This is a genomic window from Cupriavidus gilardii (assembly GCF_013314895.1).
GTDB lineage: Bacteria > Pseudomonadota > Gammaproteobacteria > Burkholderiales > Burkholderiaceae > Cupriavidus > Cupriavidus gilardii_C.
This window is the reverse complement of record NZ_JABTYE010000001.1, coordinates 355,146-367,927: the sequence shown is the minus strand read 5'-3', so window position 1 is coordinate 367,927 and position 12,782 is coordinate 355,146. Positions and strand designations below refer to the sequence as shown.

11 protein-coding genes and 1 pseudogene are annotated in these 12,782 nt (G+C 67.3%); 5 read left to right on the top strand and 7 right to left on the bottom strand.

Annotated elements, in window-relative coordinates:
• The first annotated feature begins 166 nt into the window (after window positions 1–166).
• Complete coding sequence (gene lpxC / locus HTY53_RS01700; RefSeq protein ID WP_149316574.1) at window positions 167–1,084, top strand: UDP-3-O-acyl-N-acetylglucosamine deacetylase; 918 nt, start codon at window positions 167–169, stop codon at window positions 1,082–1,084.
• A gap of 47 nt (window positions 1,085–1,131) precedes the next feature.
• Here the strand turns inward: lpxC and HTY53_RS01695 are convergent, their stop codons facing one another.
• Complete coding sequence (locus tag HTY53_RS01695) at window positions 1,132–1,644, bottom strand: DciA family protein (protein WP_174104635.1); 513 nt, start codon at window positions 1,642–1,644, stop codon at window positions 1,132–1,134.
• Window positions 1,645–1,911: 267 nt separating this feature from the next.
• On the opposite strand from HTY53_RS01695, the gene secA reads away from it, so the two are divergent.
• From secA to HTY53_RS01675, 4 genes are all read left to right on the top strand, one after another.
• The gene (gene secA / locus HTY53_RS01690; RefSeq protein WP_174104634.1) at window positions 1,912–4,686 is read left to right on the top strand and encodes a preprotein translocase subunit SecA; all 2,775 of its coding nucleotides are present in this window, start codon (window positions 1,912–1,914) and stop codon (window positions 4,684–4,686) included.
• 46 nt (window positions 4,687–4,732) lie between these two features.
• Window positions 4,733–5,962, top strand: coding sequence for a bifunctional glutamate N-acetyltransferase/amino-acid acetyltransferase ArgJ (gene argJ, locus HTY53_RS01685; RefSeq protein ID WP_174104633.1), 1,230 nt, complete (start codon window positions 4,733–4,735; stop codon window positions 5,960–5,962).
• 123 nt (window positions 5,963–6,085) lie between these two features.
• The gene (locus HTY53_RS01680) at window positions 6,086–6,997 is read left to right on the top strand and encodes an ATP-binding protein (RefSeq protein ID WP_174104632.1); all 912 of its coding nucleotides are present in this window, start codon (window positions 6,086–6,088) and stop codon (window positions 6,995–6,997) included.
• Complete coding sequence (locus HTY53_RS01675) at window positions 6,994–7,398, top strand: NUDIX domain-containing protein (protein WP_174104631.1); 405 nt, start codon at window positions 6,994–6,996, stop codon at window positions 7,396–7,398. Before HTY53_RS01680 ends, HTY53_RS01675 begins: the two co-directional genes overlap by 4 nt.
• Before the next feature lie 94 nt (window positions 7,399–7,492).
• On the opposite strand, the gene HTY53_RS01670 is transcribed toward HTY53_RS01675, so the two are convergent.
• The 6 genes and pseudogenes from HTY53_RS01670 to HTY53_RS01645 form a co-directional block, all read right to left on the bottom strand.
• On the bottom strand, window positions 7,493–7,681 hold the full coding sequence (locus HTY53_RS01670) for a DNA gyrase inhibitor YacG (RefSeq protein WP_174104630.1): 189 nt from the start codon (window positions 7,679–7,681) through the stop codon (window positions 7,493–7,495).
• 6 nt (window positions 7,682–7,687) lie between these two features.
• Complete coding sequence (gene zapD, locus HTY53_RS01665) at window positions 7,688–8,446, bottom strand: cell division protein ZapD (protein WP_174104629.1); 759 nt, start codon at window positions 8,444–8,446, stop codon at window positions 7,688–7,690.
• A gap of 248 nt (window positions 8,447–8,694) precedes the next feature.
• A complete protein-coding gene (gene coaE / locus HTY53_RS01660) occupies window positions 8,695–9,327 on the bottom strand; it encodes a dephospho-CoA kinase (protein WP_174104628.1) in 633 nt (210 codons plus the stop codon).
• Window positions 9,328–9,420: 93 nt separating this feature from the next.
• Window positions 9,421–10,362, bottom strand: a complete 942-nt coding sequence (locus HTY53_RS01655; protein WP_302480461.1) for a prepilin peptidase — start codon at window positions 10,360–10,362, stop codon at window positions 9,421–9,423.
• 1 nt (window position 10,363) lies between these two features.
• On the bottom strand, window positions 10,364–11,488 hold the full coding sequence (locus HTY53_RS01650; RefSeq protein WP_174104627.1) for a type II secretion system F family protein: 1,125 nt from the start codon (window positions 11,486–11,488) through the stop codon (window positions 10,364–10,366).
• A 33-nt stretch (window positions 11,489–11,521) separates the two neighbouring features.
• Window positions 11,522–12,733 (bottom strand): annotated as a pseudogene (locus HTY53_RS01645) (GspE/PulE family protein); the annotation flags it as partial.
• Window positions 12,734–12,782 lie beyond the last annotated feature (49 nt).

Here is a 12,782-nt window from a genome sequence, read left to right as displayed (position 1 = left end):
CGATTTTCCCGCCATTTCCCGCATCTTTTTCGGGCCTTTAGCCGTCGAATGGCACACCGTTAACACGGCGAAACAAAACTGGTGCAGCGCAATATATTCACCGGTGGTAAGATACGGTTTATCGAATCTCAAGCCCGATAGATTTTAATAATTAGCAGAGGCCGTCATGCTCAAACAGCGCACTATCAAGTCCCTGGTCAAGACCGTTGGCATTGGCTTGCACTCGGGCCGTAAAGTGACGCTGACATTGCGGCCCGCCCCGACCGATACCGGTATCGTCTTCACCCGCGTCGACCTGCCCGAGCCGGTCGAGATTCCCGTGAAGGCGTCCGCCATCGGCGATACGCGCCTGGCCTCCGTGCTGCAGAAGAACGGCGCGCGCGTCTCCACGATCGAACACCTGATGTCAGCCTGCGCGGGCCTGGGCATCGACAATCTGTTCGTCGACGTCGACGCCGAGGAAATCCCGATCATGGACGGCAGCGCCGCGTCCTTCGTGTTCCTGCTGCAATCGGCGGGCATCGAGGAGCAGCCGGCGGCCAAGCGCTTCATCCGCGTCAAGAAGGCCGTGGAAGTGCGCGATGGCGACAAGCTGGCCCGGCTCGAGCCGTATTTCGGCTTCAAGCTGTCGTTCACGATCGATTTCCGCCATCCGGCCGTCGACAAGACCGGCCAGACCTTCGAGATCGACTTCGGCGACACCAGCTATGTCCGCGAGATTGCGCGGGCACGCACCTTCGGCTTTGCGCACGAGGTCGAGGCGCTGCGCGAGATGGGCCTGGCGCGCGGCGGCAGCCTGGACAACGCGATCGTGCTCGACGAGCACCGCATGCTGAACAACGAGGAACTGCGCTATGGCGACGAGTTCGTGCGCCACAAGATCCTCGACGCGATCGGCGACCTGTATGTGGTCGGCCATCCGCTGATCGGTGCCTACGTCGCCAACAAGTCCGGCCACGGGCTGAACAACCAGCTGCTGCGTGCGCTGCTGGCGGACGAGCAGGCCTACGAGATCGTCAGCTTCGAGCGCCAGGAAGAGGCCCCTGCCGCCTTCCTGCCGCAGCTGCAACCGGCCTTCGCCTGACCCCGGGGCGCGCCGGCCGGCGCGCCCGCTCTCCGCTGGCTCTTGCGCTAGCCACGCCCCTGGCGGTGCCGCGCCAGCATCGTCTGCACCGCATCGCGCAGCGGCGAATCCGGCAGCGTCTGCGCCAGTTCGCCGAGGCTGTTCAGCCCGGCCGCCGGCACCCCCACCTTTTTCGGCCGTTCGGCCGGTTCCACGTCCCAGTCGCCGCGTGCGACGTCCGGCTGTACCCGCACCTTGACCGCATCGATGCGCGCGCCACGTTGCTGCAGCCGCGCCAGCAGGCTCGGCACGATCTGCCGCACGCGCGCGGCGGCGGCGCCGTGCGCGGCCAGCAGCAGCAGCGTATTGGGCTCTCCGGGACTGCGCGTGTCCTGGCGCACGCCGCCGATCGCGATGCCGGCGCGCATGCCTGGCGGCAGCAGGGCCATCACCTCGGCTTCCAGCGCGGCGAGCTCGCGCGCGGTCTGCATCAGCGAGGACATCGGCCCGGCCTTGGCCAGCCAGTCGTTCAGCGGCTTGGCGGCGGGCGTTTGCAGGGCGTGGTGGGTGAACAGGCGCATGCCGCATTCTAGCCCCAAGCCTGTCTCGGGCGGGCCCGCCGCAGCGCCCCGGTGCCGTGCGCGGTGCCGCGCGAGAGACAGCGTGCCGGCACGGTCTCGACCCGGCCCCGGCGTACCGGAACCGCGGCGGATTCGCCCACGGAACGGCCCGCCGCGCGTGATAAACTCGGCGTTTTGCGCTAATCCTCTCTTCGCCACGCGCGCTTCTCGTCCGGCCCATGCGGCACGGACGGCAGGACCGCAATCGTGCGCAGGTGACACCAATCGATGATCACGGGCCTTCTCAAGAAAGTCTTCGGCAGCCGTAACGAGCGGCTGATCAAACAATATCGACGGACAGTCGAGCGGATCAACGCGCTGGAGCCGAAGTTCGAAGCGCTGTCGGACGACGAACTGCGCGGCATGACCGAGCAGTTCCGCCAGCGCCATGCCGGCGGCGAATCGCTGGAATCGCTGTTGCCCGAAGCCTTCGCGGTCTGCCGCGAGGCCAGCAAGCGCGTGATGAAGATGCGCCATTTCGACGTGCAGCTGATCGGCGGCATGGTGCTGAACGACAACAAGATCGCCGAGATGCGTACCGGGGAGGGCAAGACCCTGACCGCGACCCTGGCGGTCTACCTGAACGCGCTGACCGGCAAGGGCGTGCACGTGGTCACGGTCAACGACTACCTGGCCCAGCGCGATGCCGAATGGATGGGCCGGCTGTACAACTTCCTCGGTCTGTCGGTCGGCGTCAACCTGTCGCAGATGCCGCACGACCAGAAACAGGCGGCCTACAACAGCGACATCACCTACGGCACCAACAACGAATTCGGCTTCGACTACCTGCGCGACAACATGGTCTACGACCCGGGTCAGCGCGTGCAGCGGCCGTTGCACTATGCGATCGTCGACGAGGTCGACTCGATCCTGATCGACGAGGCGCGCACCCCGCTGATCATCTCCGGCCAGGCGGAGAACCACACCGACCTGTACCAGCGCATGAACGGCATCCCGAAGCTGCTCGAGCGCCAGATCGGCGAGGAGAAGGCCGACGGCACCGGCGTCGAAAAGCCGGGCGACTACTACGTCGACGAGAAGGCGCACCAGGTCTACCTGACCGAGGCCGGCCACGAGAAGGCCGAGCAGATCATGGCCCAGCTGGGCCTGATCGGCGAGGGCGAGTCGCTGTACGCGCCGCAGAACATCACGCTGATGCACCATCTGTACGCGGCCCTGCGCGCGCACAGCCTGTTCCATCGCGACCAGCACTATGTGGTGCAGAACGACGAGGTCGTCATCGTCGACGAATTCACCGGCCGTCTGATGACCGGCCGCCGCTGGTCCGACGGCCTGCACCAGGCCGTCGAGGCCAAGGAAGGCGTCACCATCCAGCAGGAAAACCAGACGCTGGCGACGATCACCTTCCAGAACTACTTCCGCATGTACGAGAAGCTGGCCGGCATGACCGGCACGGCGGACACCGAAGCGTACGAGTTCCAGGAGATCTACGGCCTGGAAGTGGTCGTGATCCCGACCAACAAGCCGACCCAGCGCAAGGACTTCCAGGACCAGATCTACAAGACCGGCAAGGAGCGCTACGACGCCGTGGTGCGCGATATCCGCGACTGCTACGAGCGCGGCCAGCCGGTGCTGGTCGGCACCACGTCGATCGAGACCTCGGAATACCTGTCGGACCTGTTGAACAAGGAAAAGCTGCCGCACCAGGTGCTCAACGCCAAGCAGCACGAGCGCGAGGCGGAGATTGTCGCGCAGGCGGGCCGGCCCAAGATGATCACCATCGCCACCAACATGGCGGGCCGCGGTACCGACATCGTGCTGGGCGGCAATGTCGAGAAGCAGGCCGGCTTCATCGAGGCCGATGCGAATCTGTCCGCCGAGGAAAAGGCCGCGCGCATCGCGCAGCTGAAGTCGGAATGGCAGTCGCTGCACGAGCAGGTCAAGGCCGCGGGCGGCCTGCATATCGTCGGTACCGAGCGCCACGAATCGCGCCGGATCGACAACCAGTTGCGCGGCCGTGCCGGCCGCCAGGGCGACCCGGGTTCGTCGCGCTTCTATCTGTCGTTGGACGATCAGCTGCTGCGCATCTTCGCTGGCGACCGCGTACGCGCGATCATGGACCGCCTGAAGATGCCCGAGGGCGAACCGATCGAAGCCGGCATCGTGACGCGCTCGATCGAATCGGCGCAGCGCAAGGTCGAGGGCCGCAACTTCGATATCCGCAAGCAGCTGCTGCAGTACGACGACGTCGCCAACGACCAGCGCAAGGAAATCTACAAGCTGCGCAACGAGGTGCTGGAAGCGCAGGACGTCGGCGAGATGATCAAGAGCCTGCGCGAGGGCGTGCTGGTCGATCTGTTCCGCGAGTACGTGCCGGCCGAATCGATGGAAGAGCAGTGGGACATTGCCGGCCTGGAGAAGCGTCTGCGCGACGATTTCGGCCTGGAGCTGCCGCTGGCGCAGACCATCGAGAACGCGCAGAGCATCGAGGACGAGGAACTGCTGCAGATGATCGTCTCGGCCGCGGCCGAGCGCTACGAGGCCAAGGTCGCGCAGGTCGGCCGCGAGGCCTTCGCCGGCTTCGAGCGGTCGGTGATGCTGCAGAGCATCGACACGCACTGGCGCGAGCATCTGGCCGCGCTGGACCATCTGCGCCAGGGTATCCATCTGCGCGGCTATGCGCAGAAGGATCCGAAGCAGGAATACAAGCGCGAGTCGTTCGAACTGTTCGCGCGTCTGCTGGATGTGATCAAGAGTGAGGTCACGCGCATCGTCTTCAACGTCCAGATCCAGTCGCCGGAAGAGCTCGAGCATGCCTCCGAGCAGATCGAGGACGACCTGTCGCATCTGGGCAATGTGCGATACCAGCATGACGAGTTCGGCGGCGCCGGCCCCGACACCGGCGAGCGGGCGATCGCGGCCGCGGCGCGCGGCGCGCGCGACGACAGCGAGGTGGCGACCATGCCCCGCGTCGGCCGCAACGACCCGTGCCCGTGCGGCTCGGGCAAGAAGTTCAAGCAGTGCCACGGCCGGTTGAGCTGAGCCCGCCGGCGGACACTGGGTATCGCATCGAAGCAAGGAATCGAACATGGCCGTCAACTTGCCGCTGCCGCAGGCAGAGAATCTGAAACCGGTCGCCGGCGTCGAGCTCGGCTGGGCTGAAGCGGGCATCCGCAAGGCCAACCGCAAGGACGTGCTGGTGGTGCGCCTGGCCGAGGGCAGCACGGTGGCCGGCGTCTTCACGCGCAACCGCTTCTGCGCCGCGCCGGTGCAGGTCTGCCGCGAGCATCTGGGGGCCGGCCGCGGCATCCGCGCGCTGGTAATCAACACGGGCAATGCCAATGCCGGCACCGGCGAGCCGGGCCTGGCCAATGCGCGCGCGACCTGCGAGGCGGTCGCCGGCGCGCTGGGCATCGGCGCCGATCAGGTGCTGCCGTTCTCGACCGGCGTGATTCTCGAACCGCTGCCGATGGACAGGCTGCTGGCCGGCGTGCCCAAGGCGATCGCCAACGCGCGCGAGGACAACTGGCTGGCGGCGGCCGAATCGATCATGACGACCGACACGCAGCCGAAGGCGGCGTCGCGTACGGTGACGATCGGCGGCAAGACGGTCACGCTGACCGGCATCAGCAAGGGCGCCGGCATGATCAAGCCCAATATGGCGACGATGCTGGGCTTTATCGCCACCGACGCGACCGTGGCCCAGCCGGTGCTGCAGGCGCTGGTGTCGCACGCGGCCGATCATTCGTTCAACAGCATCACGATCGACGGCGATACCTCGACCAACGATTCCTTCGTGCTGATCGCCACCGGCCGCGCCGGCGCCCCCGCGATCGAGCGCGCCGACGGCGCCGACTTCGAGGCGCTGCGCGATGCGGTGACGTCGCTGGCGCAGGAGCTCGCGCAGATGATCGTGCGCGACGGCGAAGGCGCGACCAAGCTGATGACGATCCGGGTCGAAGGCGGACGCGATGTCGCCGAATGCCGGCAGATCGCCTATGCGGTCGCCCACTCGCCGCTGGTCAAGACCGCGTTCTACGCCTCCGATCCCAATCTTGGCCGGATCCTGGCCGCGGTCGGCTACGCCGGCGTCGACGACCTCGACGTTGGCGGCGTCAATCTGTGGCTCGACGATGTCTGGGTCGCGAAGGACGGCGGCCGTCATCCCGAATACCGCGAGGAAGACGGCCAGCGCGTGATGAAGCAGGCCGAGATCACGGTGCGCATCGCACTCGGCCGCGGCAACGCGGCGGCCACGGTCTGGACCTGTGACCTGTCGCACGACTACGTTTCGATCAACGCCGACTATCGTTCCTGATTGTTGCCAGACGATGCCTTGCCGCCTGGCAAGGCATCGCCCACGGCAAGGGCCCGGCACCGGCCCATCCTGCTCGCCTCGCCGTTCCGCGTCTCCCATCCCCCGCCTTTCCGGATTGCCGCCATGTCCGATCTCGCCTCCCGTCTCGATCAATTTCTCGCCCGGCTCGAACAGTGGCTGCCGCCGCAGCTGACCGAGGCGGACTGGCAGCAAGCGGTCGCCTTCCGCTGGCGCAAGCGGCAGAGTCTGTTCGGCAATATCGGCTATCTGCAGGCAATCCGCCAGCTGCCGCCGATCCATCTGGACGACCTGAAGAACATCGAGCGTCAGAAGGACGCCATCGTCGCCAATACGCGCCAGTTCGTACACAAGCTGCCGGCCAACAACGTGCTGCTGACCGGCGCGCGCGGCACCGGCAAGTCGTCGCTGATCAAAGCCTGCCTGAACGCCTTCGTCGGCGAGGGGCTGCGCCTGGTCGAAGTCGACAAGGCCGATCTCGGCGATCTGGGCGATATCGTCGAGCAGCTGACGCAGCGGCCGGAACGCTTCGTGATCTTCTGCGACGACCTGTCGTTCGAGGATGGCGAATCGGGCTACAAGTCGCTGAAGTCGGCGCTCGACGGCTCGGTCGCCGCGCAGTCGGACAACGTGCTGGTCTATGCGACATCGAACCGCCGCCACCTGCTGCCCGAATACATGAAGGACAACGAGACCTACCAGCACACGGCGGATGGCGAGATCCATCCGGGCGAGGTGGTCGAGGAAAAGATTTCGCTGTCCGAGCGTTTCGGCCTGTGGCTGTCGTTCTATCCGCCGAAGCAGGACGAATACCTGAATATCGTCGCGCACTGGCTGCGCCAGTTTGGCTGCAGCGACGACGACATTGCGGCGGCGCGCGGCGATGCGCTGGTGTGGGCGCTGGAGCGCGGCTCGCGCTCCGGGCGGGTCGCCTGGCAGTTCGCGCGCGATTGGGGCGGCAAGCACGGCAAGCCTTACGGGGGCCATCCGGGCGCGCACCAGGGCGAGCCGGCATGAGCGGCGGGCGCAAGGTCACCGAGGTCGCGGTCGGCGTGCTGGTACGCCCGGACGGGCGCTTCCTGCTGGCGCAGCGGCCGGCCGGCAAGCCTTACGAGGGCTACTGGGAGTTTCCGGGCGGCAAGCTCGAGGCGGGCGAGTCCGTCGAAGCGGCGCTGGCGCGCGAGCTGCACGAGGAACTGGGGCTGGACATCACGGCCTCGACGCGCTGGCACGTGCTCGAGCACGATTACCCGCACGCCTACGTGCGGCTGCACTTCTGCAAGGTCACCGGCTGGTCGGGCGAGCCGGTCGGGCGCGAAGGCCAGGCCTTCTCGTGGGAACAGGTGCCCGTCAGCGTCGGCCCCTTGCTGCCGGCGACGATTCCGGTGGTCGAGTGGTTGGGGGAAGAGGCGGTCTGAGGATCAGCGCTGGCTGAGCCGAGACGTTCGGCCGGGGACCCGATCGTCGCTCGGTCGTCGCTCAATCGTCGCTCGGTCGTCCCTCAAGCGTCGCTCAATCGTCGTTCTGATCCTGCTGGTCCTCGTTCGGGTCGGCGGGCTTGCCGCCGATCACGTACTTCTCGCTGGCCCAGGCCCCCAGGTCGATTTGCTTGCAACGTTCGGAGCAGAAGGGGCGGAACTTGTTTTCCGGCGCCCAAACCACGTCCTTGCCACAGGTCGGGCATTTGACTACGGATGGCATGGCAAATCAGAAATTGCAGAGTTTGAGCAGGAAGGGGATGTCGGCATCGACCGAGCGCGGTCGCATATCGCCATCCTGCTGGGTGAAGCGCACCCATAGCATGTACTTGTTGGCGCTCATCTCGGGGATGAAGGCCAGCAGCGAATCGTCCAGCAGCACCTGCATCAGCTGGTAGCTGCGGCCGGACAGCATCTGCTGATAGCTGCCGCCGGTGGCGATCACCTTGCCGCTCTGGCCGGACTCGCGCAGCAGCTTCAGCACCGCGTCGGTGCCAACGCGCAGCGGAATCAGCGGACGGACCCACTTCAGGATGTCGGCGCGCCGTTCCTCGGCCGGCCGATGCTGCCAGGCATAGTAGGACGGCAAGTCGAATTCGCAGGTGCCGCCGGGGATGATCGCGCGGCTGCGGATGCTGGTCAGCCACTCGTTGTCGGTGAGCAGCTGGCCCGCCTTGCCGACGGTCTGGTTCAGTTGCGAGATGGCTTGCTCGAGCTCGCCAATCACGGCGTCCAGCGTCTGCTGATCGATCTGCGGGCTCGAGCGCAGCGCGGTCAGCGCCTGTCGCTGGCGATCGAGTTCCTTGATCAGATCGGTTTTCAGATCGGCGCGGCCCGCGACGTCGATGATCTCGAACAGCGTGGTCAGCGCGACATGATGCTGCAGCGCATGTTCCTGTCCGAGAAAGTACTCCAGCCGATCGAACAGGTCCTCCAGACGCAGGAGTGTCCTGATGCGTTCGTTGAAAGGATATTCGTACAGAATCAAGGGGAAGTCCGTGCAGCGCGGCGTCGGCCAGCTTGCCGGCCCGGTGCTGGATTCGACAGACGAATCGGCTCAGGCTGGCGCGCGAGGCGATCGGTACAGAATGCATGCGAAGCTCGCATGCGGCCGTATGCATGCACTTGGCAGCATATTCCAACGCATTCTATGCGAGACCGCGCGCAAGGACAATGAAACGCCGCCGACGGTGGCCTCGAGATCGCCTGATGCGCAGCGATGTGCGCTGGTGCGGTTCAGCCCGCGGCCGATGTCGGCGACGCGGGCTTCATCGCGCGATAGCGACGATCGAGCGCTTCGACCTGCGGGGGCAGCGCTTCGACGGGGCCGTCGTTGTCGATCACATCGTCGGCCACCGCAAGCCGCTGCGCGCGCGTGGCCTGCCTCGCCATGATGGCCTCGACCTGCTCGCGCGAGAAGCCGTTGCGCGCCATCACGCGGGCAATCTGCGTCGCTTCGCTGCAGTCGACCACCAGCACGCGATCGACACGCTCGCGCCAGCGGCCTGACTCCACCAGCAGCGGCACCACGTGGATCAGATAGGGATGGGCGCCGCTCTCGCGGATCTGCGCGGCCCGCTGTTCGGTGACCTCGCGGATCAGCGGATGCGTGATCGCTTCGAGGCGCGCCTTGGCGGTCGGATCGGAGAACACCAGCGCGCGCATCGCATCGCGGTCCATCGCGCCGTCGGCGCGCAGGCACGTGGGGCCGAAGGCCTCGACCAACGCGGCAATCGCCGCGCCGCCGGGCGCGGTGATCTCGTGCGCGATCAGATCGGTATCGATCAGCGCGGCGCCGCGCTCGGCAAACAGATCGGCGACGCGGCTCTTGCCCGAGCCGATGCCTCCGGTCAATCCGATTTCCAGCATATGTCTCCAGGCAGTGGGCGTTGGGGTGGCGTTGGGGTAGCGTTGGTGGTCAGTGCGTCGGGTGCCGCCGAGCGCTGTGGGGCACGGCGGGCGTCAGCGGGTCATCACGGCGCCTGCTTCGATCGCGGCGCCGGGCGCCAATGCCGGCAGCAGCCAGTCCGCGCCGGCAAACAGCACCAGCAGTCCGGCGCCGGCAATAAACGGACCGAACGGGAACGGCGTATCGCGATCGTGTCGGTGCAGCGCGATCTTGGCAAGACCGTACACCAGTCCGACCACCGACGACAGCAGCACCAGCGCCGGCAGCGCCTGCCAGCCGAACCAGCCGCCGAGCGCGGCCATCAGCTTGAAGTCGCCATAGCCCATGCCCTCCTTGCCGCGCAGCAGCTTGAACAGCCAATAGGTGGTCCACAACAGCAGATAGCCGGCGACTGCGCCGATCACCGCGTCGGCGATCGGTGCGAACAGACCCATCAGGTTCAGCAGCAGGCCAAGCCACAGCAGCGGCTGCGTGATCTGGTCGGGCAACAGTTGGGTGTCGGCATCGATCAGCGCCAGCGACAGCAGCGACCAGGTCAGCACCATGGCGGCCAGCGCCTGCCATGTCGGCCCGAAATGCCAGGCCGCCAGCGCGCACAGCGCCGCGCTGGCCAGTTCGACGGCGGGATAGCGCAGGCCGATCGGCTTGCTGCAGGCCGAGCAGCGCCCGCCCAGCAGCAGATAACCCAGCACCGGAATGTTTTCCCACGGCGCGATCGCATGGCCGCAATGCGGGCACGACGAGCGCGGCACCATCAGGTCGTAGCGTTCGGGGTAGGGCGCGGGCTCGTGGCGCAGCGCGGCCAGATAGTTCGCCTCCTCGCGCTCCATCATGCGCGGCAGCCGATGCACGACCACGTTCAGGAAGCTGCCGACCACCAGCCCGAGCAACGCCGTCGCGCTCAGCAGAAACCACGGCGGCAGGGCCGCCAGCGCGGCGATGGTCCAGGTACCGGCCGGCATGGCCGCGTTCCAGTTCGACAGAAAGCCTTGCATCTCAGACCACCTGCGCCAGCTTGAAGATCGGCAGATACATCGCGATCACCAGCGCGCCGATCAGCACGCCCAGCACCACGACGATCAGCGGCTCGATCATGCCGGCGACCGCGGCGACGCCCTCGTCGACCTCACGCTCGCAGCATTGCGCGACATGCAGCAGCATCGTGTCGAGCGCGCCCGATTCCTCGCCGATGCGGGTCATCTGCAGCGCCATCGGGTCGAACACGGCGCTGGCGCGCATCGCCGTGGCCAGACTGGCGCCGCAACGCACCGCGCGTTCGATCTGCCGGGTGGCGTCGCGGTACACGCGATTGCCGGCCGCCCCCGCGACCAGCGCCATTGCCTCGACCAGCGGCGTGCCTGCGGCGGACAGCGTGGCCAGCGTGCGCGTCCAGCGCGCCACTGCGGCCTTGCGGAGCAGCGGACCGGCCAGCGGCAAGCGCAGCAGCGCCCGATCGCGTGCATGGCGCAGCGGCGCCGAGCGGCGCAGCGCATGCCGCAGGCTCAGCCACGCCAGCGGCGGCAGTGCCAGCAGCAGCTGCCAGTGCGCGACAAGGCCATCGGACAGCGCGATCACGAATTGCGTCGGCGCGGGCAGTTGCGCGCCGGCACCGAAGCCGACAAAGACCTGCTTGAAGGCGGGAATCACGAACAGCATCAGGATCGTCATCACGGCGGCGGCGACTGCCAGCACCACCATCGGATAGCGCAGCGCGGCCCGTACTTGGCGGCGCAGCGCAATCGACTGTTCCAGGCAGGCACACAGCCGGTCGAGCATGCTGCCCAGCGCGCCGCCTTGTTCGCCGGCGTCGACAAGATTGCAGTAGAGCGCGTCGAACGTGCGGGGATGTCGGCGCATGGCCTGGGCCAGGCCGCTGCCGCTTTCGATGTCGCCGCGCAGTTGCGACAGCAGGCGGCGCCAGGCGGGATCGCCATGGCCGCGCGCGATGATGTCGAGCGCCGGCAGCAGCGGCACGCTTGCGTCCAGCAGCGTCGACAGTTGCCGCGTGAAGCGCGCAATGTCGTCGACGCGGAATGGGGGTGGCGCGGTCGTGCGCGCCACCGCGGGAAGGCGGACCGCGGCGCGCGGTGCGGGGGCCGCCATGGTGGACCCGGATGGCATGATCGTTCGGTCGATCTTCGTTATGGATTGTCGTTATGGATTGGTGGTCGCCAGCACCTCGGCCAGCGAGGTCGTGCCCGCCCTGACCTTGAGCAGCCCGGCCTCGCGCAACGATAGCACGCCCTCGCGGCGCGCCTGCTGTGCCAGCGCGCGCGCACTGCCCCGCGACAGGATGATGCCCTGCATCGCGTCGGAGACCGGCATCACCTGATGGATGCCGCAGCGGCCGCGATAGCCGCTGCCGCGGCAGGCGGCGCACCCGACCGGCAGGCAGGGCTGCCAGTCGCCGTCGAGCAGGGAGTCCGTGCAGCCCGCCTCGCGCAACGCGGCCAGCGGCACCGGGCCGGGTCGCTTGCACACGCACAGCATGCGGGCCAGCCGCTGCGCGGTGATGACAAGCACGCTGGCGGCCAGATGGAACGGTGCGGTGCCAAGCTGCGCGAGGCGCGTCAGCGTGCTCGGCGCATCGTTGGTATGCAGTGTCGACAAGACCAGATGGCCGGTCTGCGCGGCCTTGACCGCGATGTCGGCGGTCTCTGCGTCGCGGATTTCGCCGACCATGATCACGTCCGGGTCCTGACGCAGCAACGCGCGCAGCACGGTCGGAAAGCCCAGGCCGACCTTGTCGTTGATATTGACCTGGTTGATGCCGGCCAGCTGGATCTCGGCCGGATCCTCGGCCGTCGCGATATTGCGCTCGTCCTGGTTCACCAGATTCAGGAAGGCGTACAGCGAGACGGTCTTGCCGCTGCCCGTTGGACCGGTGACGAGCACCATGCCGTGCGGACGGCGCAGACGCTCGAGCAGCACGGCAAGCTGCGCCGCTTCGAAGCCGAGGGCGTCCATGTCGAGCCGCACGCTGGAGGCGTCCAGCATGCGCAGCACGATCTTCTCGCCGAACAGCGTCGGCAGCGTCGATACGCGCAGGTCGACCGCGCGTACTGCTGCGCCTTCCGGGGGCGCCGCCTCGCCGTCACGCCGCGGTATCACAAAGCGCATGCGGCCATCCTGCGGCACGCGCTTCTCGGCGATGTCCAGCCGGGCCAGCACCTTGATCCGCGTCGCGATGCGGTCGCGTATTTCCAGCGGCGGACGCGCGACCTCGTGCAGCAGCCCATCGATGCGAAAGCGCACGCGGTAGAAGCCTTCGTACGGTTCGAAGTGCAGGTCCGAGGCGCCGCGCCGGCACGCTTCGCTCAGCAGCTTCTGGACGAAGCGCACCACGGGCGCATCGTCGACCTCGTCGCCGCCGCGTGGACCACGTTGGCCGCGCTGGCTGCCATCGCTCGACGGC

Coding starts and splice junctions, on each gene's coding strand:
- lpxC (WP_149316574.1), top strand. CDS start 167: ATGCTCAAACAGCGCACTATCAAGTCCCTGGTCAAGACCGTTGGCATT.
- HTY53_RS01695 (WP_174104635.1), bottom strand. CDS start 1,644: ATGCGCCTGTTCACCCACCACGCCCTGCAAACGCCCGCCGCCAAGCCG.
- secA (WP_174104634.1), top strand. CDS start 1,912: ATGATCACGGGCCTTCTCAAGAAAGTCTTCGGCAGCCGTAACGAGCGG.
- argJ (WP_174104633.1), top strand. CDS start 4,733: ATGGCCGTCAACTTGCCGCTGCCGCAGGCAGAGAATCTGAAACCGGTC.
- HTY53_RS01680 (WP_174104632.1), top strand. CDS start 6,086: ATGTCCGATCTCGCCTCCCGTCTCGATCAATTTCTCGCCCGGCTCGAA.
- HTY53_RS01675 (WP_174104631.1), top strand. CDS start 6,994: ATGAGCGGCGGGCGCAAGGTCACCGAGGTCGCGGTCGGCGTGCTGGTA.
- HTY53_RS01670 (WP_174104630.1), bottom strand. CDS start 7,681: ATGCCATCCGTAGTCAAATGCCCGACCTGTGGCAAGGACGTGGTTTGG.
- coaE (WP_174104628.1), bottom strand. CDS start 9,327: ATGCTGGAAATCGGATTGACCGGAGGCATCGGCTCGGGCAAGAGCCGC.
- HTY53_RS01655 (WP_302480461.1), bottom strand. CDS start 10,362: ATGCAAGGCTTTCTGTCGAACTGGAACGCGGCCATGCCGGCCGGTACC.
- HTY53_RS01650 (WP_174104627.1), bottom strand. CDS start 11,488: ATGCCATCCGGGTCCACCATGGCGGCCCCCGCACCGCGCGCCGCGGTC.